Annotated in this window: 20 protein-coding genes; 16 read left to right on the top strand and 4 right to left on the bottom strand. The window is 69.5% G+C overall.

Going from position 1 to position 16,997, the window contains the following annotated elements:
- Positions 1 to 14: 14 nt before the first annotated feature.
- The 3 genes from nadA to nadC are packed head-to-tail and all read left to right on the top strand — an operon-like array spanning position 15 to position 3,498.
- Positions 15 to 1,067 carry a quinolinate synthase NadA gene (gene nadA / locus ACAG20_RS03660; protein WP_370491563.1) on the top strand — a complete coding sequence of 351 codons (1,053 nt, stop codon included), beginning with the start codon at positions 15 to 17 and terminating at the stop codon, positions 1,065 to 1,067.
- The gene (locus ACAG20_RS03655) at positions 1,067 to 2,632 is read left to right on the top strand and encodes an L-aspartate oxidase (protein ID WP_370491735.1); all 1,566 of its coding nucleotides are present in this window, start codon (positions 1,067 to 1,069) and stop codon (positions 2,630 to 2,632) included. Before nadA ends, ACAG20_RS03655 begins: the two co-directional genes overlap by 1 nt.
- A 14-nt stretch (positions 2,633 to 2,646) precedes the next feature.
- A complete protein-coding gene (gene nadC, locus ACAG20_RS03650; RefSeq protein ID WP_370491734.1) occupies positions 2,647 to 3,498 on the top strand; it encodes a carboxylating nicotinate-nucleotide diphosphorylase in 852 nt (283 codons plus the stop codon).
- Between the two features lie 32 nt (positions 3,499 to 3,530).
- Here the strand turns inward: nadC and ACAG20_RS03645 are convergent, their stop codons facing one another.
- Together ACAG20_RS03645 and ACAG20_RS03640 are read right to left on the bottom strand one after the other, a co-directional pair.
- Positions 3,531 to 3,941 carry a nitroreductase family deazaflavin-dependent oxidoreductase gene (locus ACAG20_RS03645; RefSeq protein ID WP_112685112.1) on the bottom strand — a complete coding sequence of 137 codons (411 nt, stop codon included), beginning with the start codon at positions 3,939 to 3,941 and terminating at the stop codon, positions 3,531 to 3,533.
- A 25-nt stretch (positions 3,942 to 3,966) separates the two neighbouring features.
- Positions 3,967 to 4,371 carry a nitroreductase family deazaflavin-dependent oxidoreductase gene (locus ACAG20_RS03640; protein WP_112685114.1) on the bottom strand — a complete coding sequence of 135 codons (405 nt, stop codon included), beginning with the start codon at positions 4,369 to 4,371 and terminating at the stop codon, positions 3,967 to 3,969.
- A gap of 211 nt (positions 4,372 to 4,582) precedes the next feature.
- Here ACAG20_RS03640 and hisD point away from each other — a divergent pair, with 211 nt between their 5' ends.
- The 9 genes from hisD (at position 4,583) to ACAG20_RS03595 (ending at position 11,801) form a co-directional block, all read left to right on the top strand.
- Positions 4,583 to 5,899: a histidinol dehydrogenase gene (gene hisD / locus ACAG20_RS03635; RefSeq protein WP_370491733.1), complete on the top strand. Its 1,317-nt coding sequence runs from the start codon at positions 4,583 to 4,585 to the stop codon at positions 5,897 to 5,899.
- Entirely contained in the window at positions 5,896 to 7,029 is a 1,134-nt protein-coding gene (locus ACAG20_RS03630) for a histidinol-phosphate transaminase (protein WP_370491562.1), read from the top strand. The genes hisD and ACAG20_RS03630 overlap by 4 nt, the downstream gene beginning before the upstream one ends.
- A complete protein-coding gene (gene hisB, locus ACAG20_RS03625) occupies positions 7,026 to 7,640 on the top strand; it encodes an imidazoleglycerol-phosphate dehydratase HisB (protein WP_370491561.1) in 615 nt (204 codons plus the stop codon). The genes ACAG20_RS03630 and hisB overlap by 4 nt, the downstream gene beginning before the upstream one ends.
- Positions 7,637 to 8,260 (top strand): imidazole glycerol phosphate synthase subunit HisH, encoded by a 624-nt coding sequence (hisH, locus tag ACAG20_RS03620; RefSeq protein WP_370491560.1) that lies wholly within the window; start codon positions 7,637 to 7,639, stop codon positions 8,258 to 8,260. The genes hisB and hisH overlap by 4 nt, the downstream gene beginning before the upstream one ends.
- 20 nt (positions 8,261 to 8,280) lie before the next feature.
- The gene (gene priA, locus ACAG20_RS03615) at positions 8,281 to 9,021 is read left to right on the top strand and encodes a bifunctional 1-(5-phosphoribosyl)-5-((5-phosphoribosylamino)methylideneamino)imidazole-4-carboxamide isomerase/phosphoribosylanthranilate isomerase PriA (RefSeq protein WP_112685185.1); all 741 of its coding nucleotides are present in this window, start codon (positions 8,281 to 8,283) and stop codon (positions 9,019 to 9,021) included.
- 8 nt (positions 9,022 to 9,029) lie between these two features.
- Complete coding sequence (locus tag ACAG20_RS03610) at positions 9,030 to 9,845, top strand: inositol monophosphatase family protein (protein WP_112685122.1); 816 nt, start codon at positions 9,030 to 9,032, stop codon at positions 9,843 to 9,845.
- 1 nt (position 9,846) lies between these two features.
- Positions 9,847 to 10,632 carry an imidazole glycerol phosphate synthase subunit HisF gene (gene hisF / locus ACAG20_RS03605; protein WP_112685124.1) on the top strand — a complete coding sequence of 262 codons (786 nt, stop codon included), beginning with the start codon at positions 9,847 to 9,849 and terminating at the stop codon, positions 10,630 to 10,632.
- A complete protein-coding gene (gene hisI / locus ACAG20_RS03600; protein WP_112685126.1) occupies positions 10,629 to 10,985 on the top strand; it encodes a phosphoribosyl-AMP cyclohydrolase in 357 nt (118 codons plus the stop codon). Before hisF ends, hisI begins: the two co-directional genes overlap by 4 nt.
- A 171-nt stretch (positions 10,986 to 11,156) precedes the next feature.
- Entirely contained in the window at positions 11,157 to 11,801 is a 645-nt protein-coding gene (locus ACAG20_RS03595) for a M protein (RefSeq protein WP_370491559.1), read from the top strand.
- Positions 11,802 to 12,006: 205 nt separating this feature from the next.
- Here the strand turns inward: ACAG20_RS03595 and ACAG20_RS03590 are convergent, their stop codons facing one another.
- Positions 12,007 to 12,207 (bottom strand): hypothetical protein, encoded by a 201-nt coding sequence (locus tag ACAG20_RS03590; protein ID WP_234825600.1) that lies wholly within the window; start codon positions 12,205 to 12,207, stop codon positions 12,007 to 12,009.
- Here ACAG20_RS03590 and ACAG20_RS03585 point away from each other — a divergent pair.
- Together ACAG20_RS03585 and ACAG20_RS03580 are read left to right on the top strand one after the other, a co-directional pair.
- On the top strand, positions 12,178 to 12,963 hold the full coding sequence (locus tag ACAG20_RS03585; protein WP_370491558.1) for a hypothetical protein: 786 nt from the start codon (positions 12,178 to 12,180) through the stop codon (positions 12,961 to 12,963). The genes ACAG20_RS03590 and ACAG20_RS03585 overlap by 30 nt on opposite strands.
- A gap of 241 nt (positions 12,964 to 13,204) precedes the next feature.
- The gene (locus ACAG20_RS03580; RefSeq protein WP_370491557.1) at positions 13,205 to 14,263 is read left to right on the top strand and encodes a hypothetical protein; all 1,059 of its coding nucleotides are present in this window, start codon (positions 13,205 to 13,207) and stop codon (positions 14,261 to 14,263) included.
- Between the two features lie 32 nt (positions 14,264 to 14,295).
- Here ACAG20_RS03580 and ACAG20_RS03575 read toward each other — a convergent pair whose 3' ends face one another.
- A complete protein-coding gene (locus ACAG20_RS03575; protein WP_370491556.1) occupies positions 14,296 to 14,760 on the bottom strand; it encodes a peroxiredoxin in 465 nt (154 codons plus the stop codon).
- A 51-nt stretch (positions 14,761 to 14,811) separates the two neighbouring features.
- Between ACAG20_RS03575 and ACAG20_RS03570 the strand changes: the two genes are divergently transcribed.
- Positions 14,812 to 16,347, top strand: coding sequence for an anthranilate synthase component I (locus ACAG20_RS03570; RefSeq protein WP_370491555.1), 1,536 nt, complete (start codon positions 14,812 to 14,814; stop codon positions 16,345 to 16,347).
- Positions 16,340 to 16,987, top strand: a complete 648-nt coding sequence (locus ACAG20_RS03565; protein ID WP_370491554.1) for a TIGR02234 family membrane protein — start codon at positions 16,340 to 16,342, stop codon at positions 16,985 to 16,987. Before ACAG20_RS03570 ends, ACAG20_RS03565 begins: the two co-directional genes overlap by 8 nt.
- Positions 16,988 to 16,997 lie beyond the last annotated feature (10 nt).

Below are 16,997 nucleotides of genomic sequence, written 5' to 3'. Positions count from 1 at the left end.
CGAGAGGAGTCGCCATGACCACCCTCACCGAGACCGGTGTGCGGGCGGGCCGCCTGGCCGACCGCATCATCAACTCCCCGGCCGGCTACAGCGGTATCGAGCCCGACCAGGAGTGGGTGGCCGAGATCCTCCGGCTCAAGAAACAGCGCAACGCCACGATCCTGGCGCACAACTACCAGTTGCCGCCGATCCAGGACATCGCAGACCACGTCGGGGACTCCCTCGGGCTGGCCCGCATCGCCGCCGAGACCGACGCCGACACCATCGTGTTCTGCGGCGTGCACTTCATGGCCGAGACCGCCAAGATCCTGTCGCCGGACAAGACGGTGCTGATCCCCGACGCCCGGGCCGGTTGCTCGCTGGCCGACTCCATCACCGCCGAGGACCTGCAGGCCTGGCGTGACGACCACCCCGGCGCGGTGGTGGTGTCATATGTGAACACCACCGCGGCGGTCAAGGCGCTCACCGACTACTGCTGTACGTCGTCGAACGCCGTGGATGTGGTCAATGCCATCGAGCCGGACCGCGAGGTGCTGTTCCTGCCCGACCAGTTCCTGGGCCAGCATGTCGCGCGGGTCACCGGGCGTAAGAACATGCACATCTGGGCGGGCGAGTGCCACGTGCACGCGGCGATCAACGGCGACGACCTCGAGGAGAAGGCCCGGGCGAACCCGGATGCCGAATTGTTCGTGCACCCCGAATGCGGGTGCGCGACGTCGGCGCTGTACCTGGTCGGCGAGGGCCACTTCCCCGAGGAGCGGGTCAAGATCCTGTCCACCGGCGGAATGCTCGAGGAGGCCCGGCGCACCCGGGCGCAGAAGGTGCTGGTGGCCACCGAGGTCGGCATGATCTACCAGCTGCAAAAGGCGGCACCGCAGGTCGACTTCGAGGCGGTCAACTCCAAGGCGGCCTGCAAGTACATGAAGATGATCACTCCCGCGGCCCTGCTGCGCAGTCTGACCGAGGGCGCCGACGAGGTCGACGTCGACCCCGAGACCGCGCGGCTGGCGGCCCGCAGCGTGCAGCGCATGGTTTCGATCGGGCACTCGGCCCCGGTCAGCAAGTGATCGGTGGCCCCAGCTGGCAGCAGCGTGCCGACGTTGTCGTCATCGGCACCGGGGTCGGCGGGCTGGCCGCCGCGCGCGCCGCACGCCGTGCCGGCCGGAATGTGGTGGTGCTCAGTAAGGCCCACGCCGGATACGCGGTGACCGCGACCCACTACGCCCAGGGCGGGATCGCGGTGGTGCTGCCGGGCACCGACGACTCGGTGGCGGCCCATGTCGCAGACACGCTGGCCGCCGGTGCGGGACTGTGCGACCGCGACGCGGTGACCTCGATTGTCGCCGACGGCTATCGCGCGGTCTCCGAATTAGCCGGTGCCGGTGCGCAATTCGACCAGGATCTCGTCGGCAACTGGGCGCTGACCCGCGAGGGCGGGCATTCGCGGCGGCGCATCATTCATGCCGGCGGTGACGCCACCGGAGCCGAGGTGCAGCGGGCACTGGATCATGCCGCGGCCGGCCTGGACATCCGTCACGGTCAGCTGGTGCTGCAGATCCTGCGTGATGCCGACACGGTCACCGGCGTGCTGGTGGCCAACGCCGACGGCATCGGGGTGATCCACGCCCCCTCGGTGGTGCTGGCCACCGGTGGCCTGGGTCAGCTCTACCGCGCGACCACCAATCCCGCCGGCGCCACCGGGGACGGCGTGGCCCTGGCGCTGCGGGTCGGGGCCGCGGTCAGCGATCTGGAATTCATCCAGTTTCACCCGACCATGCTCTACAGCGACGCCGCCGGCAGCAGACGCCCGCTGGTCACCGAGGCGGTGCGCGGCGAGGGCGCGAAACTGATCGATGCGCGGGGGGACTCGGTCACCGCCGGGGTCCACCCGATGGGCGATCTGGCGCCGCGTGACGTGGTGGCGGGCGCCATCGACACCCGGCTGCGGGAGACCGGCGAGGCCTGCGTCTACCTCGACGCCCGCGGGATCGCCGGCTTCGCAGACCGGTTTCCGACGGTCACCGCGGCCTGCCACGACGCCGGTATCGACCCGGTCAGCCAACCGATCCCGGTGGTGCCCGGGGCACACTACAGCTGCGGCGGCGTCATCACCGATGTCACCGGCCGCACCGAGCTGGCCGGGCTGTTCGCCGCCGGCGAGGTGGCCCGGACCGGCATGCACGGCGCGAATCGGTTGGCCTCCAACAGCCTGCTGGAGGGGTTGGTCGTCGGGGAGCGAGCCGGGTCGGCGGCAGCCGCTCACGCCGTGGCGGCCGGACCGGTGCAGGCCGTCGCCGCCGAACCGGGCCGGCAGGCCGCAGTCGAGCGACAGACCCTGCAGCAGGCCATGTCTGGCGATGCGTCGGTGGTCCGCGACGCCGACGGACTGCGGCGGCTCGCCGAGTTGCTGTCGGACGCCGAGGAGCGGACCGCCGTTGATCGCAAGGGTTGCGAGGACGCCGCGCTGACGCTGGTGGCCCGGGTGGTCGCCGAGGCCGCGTTGGCGCGCACCGAGAGCCGCGGCTGTCACCATCGTGCCGAGTACGCCGGCCCCGACGCCGGCCAGGCCCGCAGCACCACGGTCCGACTGCGTGACGGCGCCGTGGTGCTCGAGGAGCCGGTGGCGCTGTGACACTTTCGCAGCCGCTGTCCCAGACCGAACTCGACGAGGCCCGCCTCATCATCGCCCGGGCCCTGGACGAGGACTTGCGGTACGGCCCCGACGTCACCACCGTCGCGACGGTGCCGGCCGATGCGGTGACCGAGGCCGCGCTGGTGACCCGGGCCGCCGGTGTGATCGCCGGGGTCGACATCGCGCTGCTGGTGCTCGACGAAGTACTCGGGCGCGAGGCCTACCGGGTGCGCGACCGGGTGGCCGACGGCGCCCGGCTGCAGCCCGGCGCGGTGGTGCTGAGCCTGCAGGCCGACACCCGCGGGCTGCTGACCGCCGAACGCACCATGCTCAACCTGATCTGTCACCTGTCCGGGATCGCCACGGCCACCGCGGCCTGGGTGGACGCCGTGGACGGCACGTCGGCGCAGGTCCGCGACACCCGTAAGACGCTGCCGGGCCTGCGGGTGCTGCAGAAGTACGCGGTGCGCGTCGGTGGCGGGGTGAATCACCGGATGGGGCTCGGAGATGCCGCGCTGATCAAGGACAACCATGTCGCCGCGGCGGGCTCGGTGGCCGCGGCGCTACGGGCGGTCCGCGCCGCCGCCCCCGACGTGGCCTGTGAGGTCGAGGTCGATTCACTGGAACAGTTCGATGAAGTGCTCGCCGAGGGGCCCGAACTGGTGCTGTTGGACAACTTCCCGGTGTGGCAGACCCAGACCGCGGTGCAGCGCCGCGACTCCCGGGCGCCCGGTGTGCTGCTGGAGTCATCCGGCGGACTGACCCTGGACAGTGCGGCCGCCTACGCCGCCACCGGTGTCGACTATCTGGCCGTGGGTGCGCTCACCCACTCGGTCCGGGTGCTCGACATCGGCCTGGACATGTAGCTTCTCCCCGCGGAGCGGTTAGGTGGACGCCCTCAGGCGATGTCGGTGACCAGCACCGCCACCTTTCGGTTTTGCAGCCGCACCGCCCACGGCAACGACGCATCGGCGGTACCGGCCGGCAGGATTCGCGGGTTGGTCAGATGCACTTCGCTGCGGAACAACCGCACGTCGGCCTCGCCGGCGGCCAGCACGTTCTTGACCCAGTCGGCCTTGCCGTGGCCCAGTGCGATCGCCAGCACATTTCCCTTGCGGTAGGTCGTCACCACCGTCTCGTAGGGCTTGCCGGATTTGCGTCCCCGATGTTTGATCACCGAGGTTCCGGGCAGGTATTTCGCGAGCGGTTTGACCACCGGGTTCATGTATTTGATCTGCAGTCGGTCCAGCCACTGCGGGAATACCACCGGCAGCTTGGACGCGTCACCGGCACTGTTGTCGACAGCCATACGGACTCCGTTCCTCGTGGGTGCTTCAGGTGATGTCTGCAACCAGTATCCCCACCCACCGCGCGCCTACCCGCGCGATCAGCGGCAGGCCGTGGGTATCGCCGCCGACGGGCACGATCCGCGGGTTGGTGATGTGGACGGCGCGCCGGAACAACTGCACGTCGGCCTCGCCGGCGGCCAGCACGTTCTTGACCCAGTCGGCCTTACCGTGACCGAGCAGCACCGCCAGCACCGGCCCTTTGCAGAACGCGCGCACCACGGTCCGGTACGGGTTGCCGGACTTGCGCCCCCGATGCTCGATCACGGCGAAGGTGGGGAGGTGGAAGCGCTTGACCACCGGGCTTTCGATCGTGCGCTGCAGGTAGTCCAACCAGTCCGGGAAGATGTAGGGAACCCCGGGAATGCTTTTGGGGTGATCGTTGGCGGACAACCGGCGACTCCGTTCCTGAGCTCACATGTGCCGTCCACCCTAGCCGGGTTGTCGACCGCCCCGGAGCGGCTTCAACCGCCGTCGAGTGAGCGGTTTGGGCGGCTTCGCGGCCGAATCGCGGCTGAACCACACACCCGACGCCCGGGGCGCCGACCGACGGGGCGAAATCCACTTGAGCTGTTCTGGGACAATGGTCGGCGTGACCACACCGCTGATGTCGCGCGTCGATTTGCGTGGCGCGAACCTGTCGGCAGCTTCGCTGCGGGCCGCCCTGCCACGCGGCGGTGTCGACGTCGAGGCGGTGTTGCCCCAGGTGCGCCCGATCGTCGAGGCGGTCGCGGAACGCGGCTCGGCCGCGGCGCTGGAGTTCGGCGAATCCTTCGATCGTGTGCGCCCGCCCGCGATCCGGGTGCCCGAAACGGCGCTGGAGGCCGCACTGACCGCGTTGGACCCGGCGGTGCAGGCCGCCCTGGAGGTGGCGATCAGCCGCGCCCGCGCGGTGCACGCCGACCAGCGGCGCACCGACACCACCACCACGCTGGCGCCGGGCGCCACGGTCACCGAACGCTGGATTCCGGTCGAGCGCGTCGGGTTGTACGTGCCGGGCGGCAACGCCGTCTACCCGTCCAGTGTGGTGATGAACGTGGTGCCGGCCCAGACCGCGGGGGTGGACTCGCTGGTGATCGCCAGCCCGCCGCAGCCGGCGTTTGCCGGTCTTCCGCACCCGACGATCCTGGCCGCGGCCCGCCTGCTCGGCGTGGCCGAGGTCTGGGCGGTCGGTGGCGCGCAGGCGGTGGCGCTGCTGGCCTATGGCGGCACCGACACCGATCGGGCCGAGCTGGCCCCGGTCGACATGATCACCGGTCCCGGCAACATCTACGTGACCGCCGCCAAGCGGCTGTGCCGTTCGCAGGTCGGTATCGACGCCGAAGCCGGCCCCACCGAGATCGCGATCCTGGCCGACCACACCGCCAACCCGGCGCATCTGGCCGCGGACCTGATCAGCCAGGCCGAGCACGACGAGCTGGCCGCCAGCGTGCTGGTCACCACCAGTCCGCAACTGGCCGACGCGACCGACCGTGAAGTGGCCGCGCAACTGGAGACCACGGTGCACCGCCAGCGGGTCGTCACCGCGCTGACGGGACGCCAATCAGCGATCGTGCTGGTCGACGACCTGGACGCCGGTATCCGGGTTGTCAACACCTACGCCGCCGAGCACTTGGAGATCCAGACCGCCGACGCCGCCGCGGTGGCCGCCCGGATCCGTTCGGCCGGAGCTATTTTCGTCGGCCCGTACGCCCCGGTCAGCCTCGGTGACTACTGCGCAGGCTCCAACCACGTGCTGCCGACGGCGGGAAGTGCGCGGCACTCCAGCGGGTTGTCGGTGCAGACCTTCCTGCGCGGTGTCCACGTGGTGGACTACACCGAGGCCGCGCTCAAAGATGTCAGCGGACATGTGATCGCGCTGGCCAACGCCGAGGATCTGCCCTCGCACGGCGAGGCGGTCCGGCGGAGGTTCGAGCAGTGACCCGGCCCGGAGGCGAGATCACACTGGCCGACCTGCCGCTGCGCGATGATCTACGCGGCAAGTCGCCCTACGGCGCACCGCAACTCGAGGTGCCGGTGCGGCTGAACACCAACGAGAATCCGCACCCGCCCAGTGCGGCGCTGATCGACGACGTCGCGGCCTCGGTACGGCAGGCCGCGGCCGATCTGCACCGCTATCCCGACCGTGACGCGGTAGCGCTGCGCACCGATTTGGCCGGTTATCTGAGCACCCAGACCGGCGTCGAGGTCGGTCCGGAGAACGTCTGGGCGGCCAACGGCTCCAACGAGATCCTGCAGCAACTGTTGCAGGCGTTCGGCGGCCCCGGCCGCAGCGCAATCGGATTCGTCCCGTCGTATTCGATGCACCCGATCATCTCCGACGGCACCCAGACCCGGTGGCTGGCTGCGAACCGGGCCGAGGACTTCGGTTTGGACGTTGCCGTCGCGGTCACCGCGATCACCGACAGCAGGCCCGACGTGGTGTTCGTCGCAAGCCCGAACAACCCGTCCGGGCAGAGCATTTCGTTCGATGAGCTGCGCAGGCTGCTCGACGCGGCACCGGGAATCGTGATCGTGGACGAGGCCTACGGGGAGTTCTCGTCACAGCCCAGCGCGATCGGGCTGATCGGTGACTATCCGGCGAAGCTGATCGTCACCCGCACCATGAGCAAGGCCTTCGCGTTCGCCGGCGGCCGGCTCGGCTACCTGATCGCCGCCCCGGCGGTGATCGAGGCGATGCTGCTGGTGCGGTTGCCCTATCACCTGTCGGTGGTGACCCAGGCCGCCGCCCGCGCCGCGCTGCGGCACGCCGACGACACGCTGGGCAGCGTCGCGCAGCTCATCGCCGAGCGCGAACGTGTCTCGGCGGCACTGGCCGCCATGGGCTTTCGGGTCATTCCCAGCGACGCCAACTTCGTGTTGTTCGGCGAATTCGCCGACGCGCCCGCAACATGGCAGCGCTACCTGGATGCCGGCATCCTCATCCGCGACGTCGGCATCGCCGGATACCTGCGCGCCACCACCGGATTGCCGGAGGAGAACGACGCGCTGCTGGCCGCCAGCCAACGCCTGGCGGCCACCGAACTCGCCCAAACATTAGGAGCCTCATGACCGGCAGCCGCCGCGCCCGGATAACCCGCACCACCCGCGAATCCGACATCGTGGTGGAACTCGATCTGGACGGCACCGGAGCCGTCGACATCGACACCGGGGTGCCGTTCTACGACCACATGCTGACCGCGCTGGGCAGCCACGCCAGCTTCGATTTGACGGTGCGCGCCAAGGGCGACATCGAGATCGAGGCGCACCACACCGTGGAGGACACCGCGATCGTGCTCGGCCAGGCCCTCGGCCAGGCGCTCGGCGACAAGAGAGGGATCCGCCGGTTCGGTGACGCGTTCATCCCGATGGACGAGACGCTGGCGCACGCCGCCGTCGATGTGTCCGGGCGGCCCTACTGCGTGCACACCGGCGAGCCCGACCACCTGGTGCACACCACGATTGCGGGTACGCAGGCGCCGTACCACACCGTGATCAACCGGCATGTGTTCGAGACGCTGGCCTCCAATGCGCGCATCGCGCTGCACGTCCGGGTGCTCTACGGGCGCGATCCGCACCACATCACCGAGGCCCAGTACAAGGCGGTCGCCCGCGCGCTGCGGCAGGCGGTAGAGCCCGACCCGCGGGTGACCGGCGTGCCGTCCACCAAAGGTGCTCTGTGACCGCCGAACCCGCGGTGGTGATCCTGGACTACGGCTCGGGCAACCTGCGCTCGGCCCAGCGTGCCCTGCAGCGCGCCGGCGCGGCGGTCGAGGTCACGGCGGATGCCGCCGCGGCGGCCGCCGCGGACGGTCTGGTGGTCCCGGGCGTCGGGGCGTTCGCGGCCTGCATGGCCGGGCTGCGCCAGGTGCATGGCGAGAAGATCATCGCCGAACGGGTGGCTGCCGGTCGTCCGGTGCTGGGCGTATGCGTCGGAATGCAGATCCTGTTCGCCCGCGGCGTGGAGTTCGGCGTCGAGACGGCCGGCTGCGGCCAGTGGCCGGGCGTGGTCAGCCGGCTGGACGCCCCGGTGATCCCGCACATGGGCTGGAACGTTGTCGACGCCGCACCCGGCAGCACGCTGTTCGCCGGTATGGCTGCCGACACCCGGTTCTACTTCGTGCACTCCTATGCCGCCCAGCACTGGCAGGGCCGTCCGGAGGCTTTGGTGACCCGGGCAACCCATCAGGTACCGTTCCTGGCGGCTGTCGAGGACGGGCCGTTGGCCGCCACCCAGTTTCACCCCGAGAAGAGTGGGGATGCCGGGGCGAGACTGCTGAGCAACTGGGTGGAGGCACTGTGAGTACGTCTGTGAACAACGCGCTGATTCTGCTGCCGGCCGTCGACGTCGTCGACGGCCGTGCGGTGCGGCTGGTGCAGGGCAAAGCCGGCAGCGAGACCGAGTACGGCTCGGCGCTGGACGCCGCGCTGGGCTGGCAGCGTGACGGTGCGGAATGGATTCACCTGGTCGACCTGGACGCCGCCTTCGGGCGCGGTTCGAACCGGGAGCTGCTCGCCGATGTGGTCGGCCGCCTTGACGTCAAGGTCGAACTGTCCGGTGGCATCCGGGACGACGAGTCGCTGACGGCAGCGCTGGCCACCGGCTGCGCCCGGGTGAACCTGGGCACCGCGGCGCTGGAGAACCCGCAGTGGTGCGCTCGCGCCATCGCCGAGCACGGCGAGAAGGTCGCGGTCGGGCTGGACGTGCAGATCGAGCCCGGCCATCCCGACGGCGCGCACCGGCTGCGGGGCCGCGGCTGGGAGACCGACGGCGGTGACCTCTGGCCGGTACTGGAACGCCTTGACCGTGAAGGCTGTTCGCGCTACGTCGTCACCGATGTGACCAAGGACGGCACGCTGGGCGGCCCCAACCTGGAACTGCTCGGCGAAGTCGCCGCCCGCACCGACGCACCGGTGATCGCATCCGGGGGAGTGTCCAGTCTCGATGACCTGCGCGCCATCGCCACGTTGGTGGACCGCGGCGTCGAGGGCGCGATCGTGGGCAAAGCGCTCTACGCCGGGCGGTTCACGCTGCCCGAGGCGCTGGCCGCGGTACGGGGTTAGGACCGCGCGTGGCGCTGGACACCGCAGAACTGGACGCCCTGGTCATCGAGGCGTCGAGAATCCTGGATGTCGCGGCGCAGCCGTTCCTCGATGGCCACCGGGCCGGCTCGGCAGTTCGCAAGGGGGGTAACGACTTCGCCACCGAGGTCGACCTCGCCCTGGAGCGTCAGATCACCGACGGGCTGGTGTCGGCGACCGGAATCGGGGTGCACGGCGAAGAATTCGGCGGCCCACCGATCGACTCGCCGCTGGTATGGGTGCTGGACCCTATCGACGGCACGTTCAACTACGCCGCCGGATCGCCGATGGCCGCGATCCTGCTGGGTCTGTTGCGCGACGGCGAACCGGTCGCCGGGCTGACCTGGCTGCCGTTCACCGACCAGCGCTATACCGCCGTGGCAGGTGGCCCCCTGTTGCGCAACGGGGAGGCGCAGCCGAGGCTGGGTCCGGCGGCGCTGTCGGACTCGTTGGTCGGCGTCGGCACGTTCAACGTCGACTGGCGTGGGCGCTTCCCGGGCCGCTATCGGCTCGAGGTGTTGACCGGCCTGAGCCGGGTGACATCGCGGCCGCGGATGCACGGCGCCACCGGAATCGACCTGGCCTATGTCGCCGACGGTACCCTCGGCGGCGCGATCAGTTTCGGCGACCACATCTGGGACCACGCCGCCGGCGTCGCCCTGGTGCGCGCCGCCGGCGGCATCGTCACCGACCTGAACGGTGCGCCCTGGACGGCGCAGTCGCGCTCGGCGCTGGCGGCCGCACCGGGGGTGCACACCGAGATCCTCGACATCCTTTCCGCCGCCGGCGCACCGGAGGACTACTGACATGCAGCAGCACAGCGACGTCGCGGTGCGGGTCATCCCGTGCCTGGACGTCGACGACGGCAGGGTCGTCAAGGGTGTGAACTTCGCGAACCTGCGCGATGCCGGCGATCCGGTCGAGCTGGCGGCGGCCTACGACGCCGAGGGCGCCGACGAACTGACCTTCCTCGACGTCACGGCGTCGTCGTCGGGCCGGGCCACCATGCTCGAGGTGGTCGCCCGCACCGCCGACCAGGTGTTCATCCCGCTGACCGTCGGCGGCGGGGTGCGCACCGTGGCCGACGTCGACGTGCTGCTGCGGGCCGGCGCCGACAAGGTGTCGGTGAACACCGCCGCCATCGCCCGCCCGGAGCTGCTGGCCGAGCTGGCCCGCCACTTCGGCTCGCAGTGCATCGTGTTGTCGGTCGACGCCCGCACGGTTCCGGCCGGATCGGCGCCCACTCCGTCCGGGTGGGAGGTCACCACCCACGGCGGTCGGCGCGGCACCGGCATCGATGCGGTCGAGTGGGCGGTGCGCGGTGTGGAGCTCGGGGTCGGTGAGATCCTGCTGAACTCGATGGACGCCGACGGCACCAAGGCGGGGTTCGATCTGCCGATGTTGCGCGCGGTGCGCGCGGCGGTGAGCGTGCCGGTGATCGCCAGCGGGGGTGCCGGCGCGGCCGAGCATTTCGCGCCGGCGGTCGCCGCCGGCGCCGATGCGGTGCTGGCGGCCAGCGTGTTTCACTTCCGGGAGCTGACCATCGGGCAGGTCAAGGCCGCGATGGCGGCCGAAGGAATCGTGGTGCGATGAGCGAAAGCCGTTTGGATCCGGCGATCGCGGCCCGGCTCAAGCGCAATGCGGAGGGATTGATCGCTGCAGTGGCACAGCAGCGGGGCAGCGGCGAGGTGCTGATGGTCGCCTGGATGGACGACGCCGCGCTGGCCCGCACCCTGGCAACCCGTGAGGCGACGTATTTTTCGCGGTCCCGCAACCAGCAGTGGGTCAAGGGCGCCACTTCCGGGCACACCCAGTACGTGCATGCGGTGCGGCTGGACTGCGACGGTGACACGGTGCTGCTGGAGGTCGATCAGACCGGCGGCGCTTGTCACACCGGAGACCGCAGTTGCTTCGATGCCGACGTGTTGCTCGGTCCCGCAGATTGATTCACCCGCGGCGGCCGGGCGGTATGCTGGCCGACTGTGAACTCCGACGAGTCTGACGACTGGTACCGGTTGGAACACCAGCACCGGCCCAGAGGTCTGGAGCTGGAGCGGCTCTCGCTGCAGATCGACGCTCACTACGCCGAGGGGACGGTCAGCGACATCGAGGCGCACATGCCGCGCGACGGGTCGCGGATCGTCGCGCTGACGAATCAGTTGAGCGAGTCGCAGGCGAACCTGGAGTCGACGTCGGCGCGTTTCAACGAGTTGGCGTCGGAAATCCCCGGCGATATCGTCGGATTAAGTGAACGACTGTCCGGAATTCTCAACGGCGCGGTCGCCGAGGCCGATGATATTCGTGCCGAGGCTCAGCGCTTCGCCGACGAGGTGCGCGGCGCCGCCGAGAACGAGGCGGCCGCGATCCTCCAAGACGCCGAGGCGCAACGCCGAGAGGCCGCCGAGTTGCGGGCCGAGCTGGAGACCCAGCACAAGCAGTTGCGCACCCAGGCCGCCCACCTGCGCCGACAGGCCGTGATGAGCGCCGCCGAGATCATGCGAGAAGCCGAGAACCACGCGTCGGCGATCCTGACCGAGATGAATCAGGCCATCAACAGCCACGTGGCCGACGCCCAGCAGCGCCTGGCCGAACTCATCGATGCGCGGGCGAAAATCGTCCACCAGATAGAGCGCACGACGTTTCAAGTGAATCGCCGGCCCGAAGTTAACGACGCAAATCCGGTTAACGACGCCGTTCCGGTCAGCCGGGAACCGGCGCCACCGCCCAGGGAATCCTGGTTTCGCGAAAATCGTCCACACTGACCCTATTTTTTCGCTACCGTAAATTTCGGCCGACGCCCAGCGATCGTCTGCTACGCTCACCTCGCACGGCGGCTTGACTATGCCCGTTGAGCTGCCCTTTTTCGGCGAATAATCGGCCAAACGCCCGGTGCTGTCGAGCCGAGGGCAAATCCTGTCGGGAGGAGTTGAACCGGTGGTGCCAGCCATTCCGGAATTCGAAACGCAGCTACGCGGGTTCGATCGCAATGAGGTCTCCAATTACATTGCCCGGCTCCATCATGAAATCGGAATTCTGCAGGAGAACACCAAATCGCTCGACGCCGTCAAAGCGCAGGCCCGATTTGACCGTGAACAACTCGCCGCCGAGGTGAAACGGCTTCAGCACCACATTGTGCGGATGACCGCCGATGCCGAGGCCGAACGTCAAGAACTCACCGCGGAACTGCGGCGACTGCACAGCCAGTCCGATCAGGTCAGCGCTCCGGTCGACTCGGTGGCAGGCATGTCGGATCGCATCTCGCGGATGATGCGGCTGGCCTCCGAGGAAGCGCGGCGCACCAAGGAGCTGGCCCAACAGGACGCCGAGTCGCTGACCGCGGAACTTCGTGAGCAACTCGAGGCCGCCAGGCTTGACCGTGCTGCCGCCGGCGAGGCATTGGCTGAGCTGCAGGCTTCCGCCAACTCCCGGCGGGCGAAGATCCTGGAGGTCGCAACCGCCGAAGCCGAGGAGATCCTGCGGCTCGCGCACCGGGAACGCGCCCAGATCACGCAGGAGATCGAGGCCGCCGAGCGCAGCCGCCGGGAGGTCTACCAGCGGCTGGCCGAGGAGGACGAGCGCAACCGCCGGGCGGCGCAGGAGGCCCTCGACGAGCAGGTCAAGCTGGCCTGGGAGGAAGACGAGCACAACCGGCGGGAGGCGCGGCGGCGGCTGGACCAGAAGATGCAGGCCGCATGGGAACAGACCGAGGCCAGTATCGCCAGGCTCGACAAGGAAGCCCGGTTGGAGGCCTCGACGCTGATCGCCACCGCCCGGCGCGAGGCCAAAGCGCTCAGCGATCGCGCCCGGACGGCGGTGGAGCTGCTGGGACGAGAGCGTGCCGACATCCTCACGCACCTCAACGCGATCAGGAACTGGATCGACACCGCCGTCGGCGACAACGGCGAGCGACATTCATCGGCTTGACCAAACGGCGAATTCTCCGGACGGGAAAAAGAGTCCTCATTTGGCGAAAGCCGTCCGCACTCAAGCCCAAGTCTGCTGCCGACGAGACCGGTGACACACTCTGCCAGGTCTGATACGCTCCGTCGCACGGTGCGTTCAGTGGGCATGCCCATTTAGCTTCGCGCGCAAGCCAACTGGAGTTGCACGCGGCTTGGCTGTCGAACCGAGAACCGAACCTGACAGGTACCTAGGAGTAACGCCGGTGGCGCTGGAGATTCCGGAATTCGAAACGCAGATGCGCGGTTTCGATCGCAATGAAGTAGCCGACTACATCGCTCGCCTCCACCGCGAAATCGACATTCTGCAGGACCGCAACAAGTCCCTCGAAGCCGCCAAGTCGCAAACTCGATTCGACCAGGAGCAACTCAGCGCCGAGGTCACGCGGCTGCAGAACGACATCGTGCGGCTGACCGCTGAGGCCGACTCCGAGCGGCAACGTCTCACCGGCGAACTGGCGCAACTGCAAAGCCAGTTCGAGCAGGTCACCGGTCCGGTCAACTCGGTGGAGGGCATGTCGGACCGGATCGCGCGGATGATGCGCATCGCCTCCGAGGAAGCGCGCCGCACCAAGGAATTGGCCCAACAGGACGCCGAGTCGCTGACCGGACAGCTGCGCGAGCAGTTGGAGGCCGCCAGCCAGGACCGTGCCGCCGCCAGCGAGGCGCTGGCCGAATTTCAGGCTTCCACCAACGCGCGCCGGGCGAAGATCCTCGATGCCGCGACCCAGGAGGCAGAGGAGATCCTGCGGATCGCGCACGAGGAGCGCAACCGCATCGCACAGGAGATCGAAGAAGCCGAGCGCAGTCGACGCGAGGTCTACCAGCGGCTGGCCGAGGAAGACGAGCGCAACCGCCGGGCGGCGCAGGAATCCCTCGACCAGCAGATCAAGCTGGCCTGGGAAGAAGACGAGCGCAACCGCCGCGAAGCCCAGCACCGGCTGGACCAGAAGATGCAGGCAGCCTGGGAGCAGGCCGAGGCGAACATCGCCAAGCTCGACAAGGAGGCTCGGCTGGAGGCGTCCACGCTGATCGCCACCACCAAACGTGAGGCCAAACTGCTCACCGAGCGCACCCAGGCCGAAGTGGATCTGCTGGTACGGGAACGTTCCGGGATCGTCACCCACCTCACCGAGATCCGCAACTGGATCGACACCGCCGTCGGCGACAACCTGCGGGCCGCCGAAGCCGTCCCGGCGGCCGCGTCCGGCGAAGCACCCGAAGCCGACCAAGCCGGCGACAACGACACGGCGACCGACGAGTAGACGTCTCCGACCCGCCGGGCCGGCCCGGCGGTCTAGGCGGAGGAACGCGCCCGCAGCAGCTCCAGCGCCTTGTCGGCGTGGGCATCCATGGCGAACTCGCTGGCGATCACGCCTAGCACCGTGCGATCTGTGTCGATGACGAACGTGGTCCGCTTCACCGGCAGCAGCTTGCCCAGCAGCCCGCGCTTGACGCCGAACCGGGCGGCCACCGTGCCGTCGGTGTCGGACAGCAGCGGGTAGTCGAATCCCTGTTGATCGGCGAACTTGGCCTGCTTGGCCACTGCGTCGGTGCTGATGCCCACCCGTTGCGCCCCCACCGCGGCGAACTCGCGGGCCAGATCCCGGAAGTGGCAGGCCTCCTTGGTGCAGCCCGGAGTCATCGCCGCCGGGTAGAAGAACAGCACCACCGGCCCGTCGGCCAGCAGCGCACTGAGTCGCCGCGGTGTTCCGGTCTGGTCGGGGAGCTCGAAGTCGGCCACGGTGTCGCCAGTGTTCATGGCCGCCAGGCTACTCCCGGCCGCACGGGTGGGGTCTGGGAAGATGGGCGCGTGCACACCCCCAGCAGCGCCGGCGTCACCTCCCGGGCGGACTTTCGGGCGCTGGCCGCCGAGCACCGCGTGGTTCCCGTGCTCCGCAAGGTGCTGGCCGATGCCGAGACGCCGCTGTCGGCCTACCGCAAGCTGGCCGCGAACCGGCCCGGCACCTTCCTGCTGGAATCGGCCGAGAACGGCCGGTCCTGGTCGCGGTGGTCGTTCATCGGCGCCGGGACGTCGTCGGCGCTGACGGTTCGGGACGGCGAAGCGGTGTGGTTGGGTCCGGTGCCGCAGGACGCCCCCACCGGCGGCGACCCGCTGCAGGCGCTGCGTGAGACGCTGGCACTGCTGGAAACCGCCGCCATTCCCGGGCTGCCGCCGCTGTCGAGTGGCCTGGTGGGCTTTTTCGCCTACGACATGGTGCGCCGGCTGGAACGTCTTCCGGAGTTGGCCGTCGATGACCTGCAACTGCCCGACATGCTGTTGCTACTGGCCACCGACATGGCCGCGGTCGACCACCACGAGGGCACCATCACGCTGATCGCCAATGCGGTCAACTGGAACGGCACCGGCGAGCGGGTCGACGAAGCCTACGACGATGCGATCGCACGGCTCGATGTGATGACCGCGGCGCTAAGTCAGCCGCTGGAGTCCAGTGTCGCCACCTTCGGCCGGCCCGAGCCGGTCTACCGGCGCCAGCGCACCCCCGAGGAGTACGGCACCATCGTCGAGCGGCTGGTCGGTGAGATCGAGGCCGGCGAGGCGTTTCAGGTGGTGCCCTCGCAACGTTTCGAGATGGACACCGACGTAGATCCCATCGACGTCTACCGGATGCTGCGGGTGTCCAATCCGAGCCCGTACATGTATCTGCTGCAGGTGCCCGACGATGTTGGGGGAGTAGCCTTTTCGATCGTGGGCTCCAGCCCCGAGGCGCTGGTGACGGTCCAGGACGGTCGCGCGACCACCCACCCGATCGCCGGGACCCGCTGGCGCGGTGCGACCGAGGAGGAAGACCAGCTCCTGGAGAAGGACCTGTTGAACGACGAGAAGGAGCGCGCCGAGCACCTGATGCTGGTGGACCTCGGTCGCAACGACCTGGGGCGGGTATGCGTCCCGGGTACGGTGCGGGTGTCCGACTACAGCCACATCGAGCGCTACAGCCACGTCATGCACCTGGTCTCCACGGTCAGCGGGCTGCTTGCGCCGGACCGCACCGCACTGGACGCGGTGACCGCCTGCTTCCCGGCCGGCACGCTGTCCGGGGCGCCCAAGGTGCGCGCCATGGAGTTGATCGAGGAGGTCGAGAAGACCCGCCGCGGGCTGTACGGCGGCGTCGTCGGCTATCTCGACTTCGCCGGCAACGCCGACTTCGCGATCGCGATCCGCACCGCCCTGCTGGCCGGCGGTACCGCCTACGTGCAGGCCGGCGGCGGCGTGGTGGCCGACTCCAACGGCCCCTACGAGTACACCGAGGCCTCCAACAAGGCCCGCGCGGTGCTGGCGGCGATCGCGGCCGCCGAAACGCTGACGGCCCCGGGCAGCGATGACTGAGGATCGGGCCCGCGGTGGGGCGCGGGCGCTGCGGGTGGCGCAACTGCTGCTGGTGCTGGCCGCCGGCGGGTTGTGGGGCGCCTCCCGGCTGCCGTGGGTGCTGATCCGCTCCTCCGACGGGCTGGGACAACCCAAGGACGTCACGGTCAGCGGCGCGTCGTGGTCGACGGCGCTGGTGCCGTTGGCGCTGCTGTGCCTGGCCGCCGCGGTTGCCGCGGTGGCGGTGCGGGGCTGGAAATTGCGGGTGCTGGCCGTGTTGATGGCCGCGGTGAGCCTGGCGGCCGGTTATCTGGCCGTCAGCATGTGGGTGGTGCGCGATGTCGCGCTCCGCGCCCTTGACATCGCCGAGATCCCGCTGACATCGCTGCTGGCGGCCGACCGCCGCCTCACCGGGGCGGTGTTGAGCCTGCTGGCAGCGCTGGGTGTGCTGGCCGCTGCGGCGTTGCTGATGCGGGCCGCCGCGCACCGCACCAACGACAACGCCAAATACCAGACGCCGGCGGCGCGGCGGGCGGTGGCGCGCGGCGTCGACGCCGCCGCTGACGCCCCGGAGATGTCGGAACGGATGATGTGGGACGCGCTCGACGAGGGTTCCGACCCCACAGAACCGCCACCCGGGCCGGCGGCCGAGGGCCGGTGACACCGGTGAC

The organism is Mycobacterium sp. pW045 (genome assembly GCF_041287085.1).
Classification (GTDB): domain Bacteria; phylum Actinomycetota; class Actinomycetes; order Mycobacteriales; family Mycobacteriaceae; genus Mycobacterium; species Mycobacterium algericum_A.
The sequence above is the reverse complement of the archived record's forward strand: the minus strand, read 5'-3'. Positions and strand labels throughout refer to the sequence as shown.

Excerpts from the sequence above, each read along its gene's own strand:
- nadA (WP_370491563.1), top strand. The coding sequence starts at position 15 with ATGACCACCCTCACCGAGACCGGTGTGCGGGCGGGCCGCCTGGCCGAC.
- ACAG20_RS03645 (WP_112685112.1), bottom strand. The coding sequence starts at position 3,941 with ATGGCTGTCGACAACAGTGCCGGTGACGCGTCCAAGCTGCCGGTGGTA.
- hisB (WP_370491561.1), top strand. The coding sequence starts at position 7,026 with ATGACCGGCAGCCGCCGCGCCCGGATAACCCGCACCACCCGCGAATCC.
- hisF (WP_112685124.1), top strand. The coding sequence starts at position 9,847 with ATGCAGCAGCACAGCGACGTCGCGGTGCGGGTCATCCCGTGCCTGGAC.
- hisI (WP_112685126.1), top strand. The coding sequence starts at position 10,629 with ATGAGCGAAAGCCGTTTGGATCCGGCGATCGCGGCCCGGCTCAAGCGC.
- ACAG20_RS03595 (WP_370491559.1), top strand. The coding sequence starts at position 11,157 with ATGCCGCGCGACGGGTCGCGGATCGTCGCGCTGACGAATCAGTTGAGC.
- ACAG20_RS03585 (WP_370491558.1), top strand. The coding sequence starts at position 12,178 with ATGACCGCCGATGCCGAGGCCGAACGTCAAGAACTCACCGCGGAACTG.
- ACAG20_RS03575 (WP_370491556.1), bottom strand. The coding sequence starts at position 14,760 with ATGAACACTGGCGACACCGTGGCCGACTTCGAGCTCCCCGACCAGACC.
- ACAG20_RS03565 (WP_370491554.1), top strand. The coding sequence starts at position 16,340 with ATGACTGAGGATCGGGCCCGCGGTGGGGCGCGGGCGCTGCGGGTGGCG.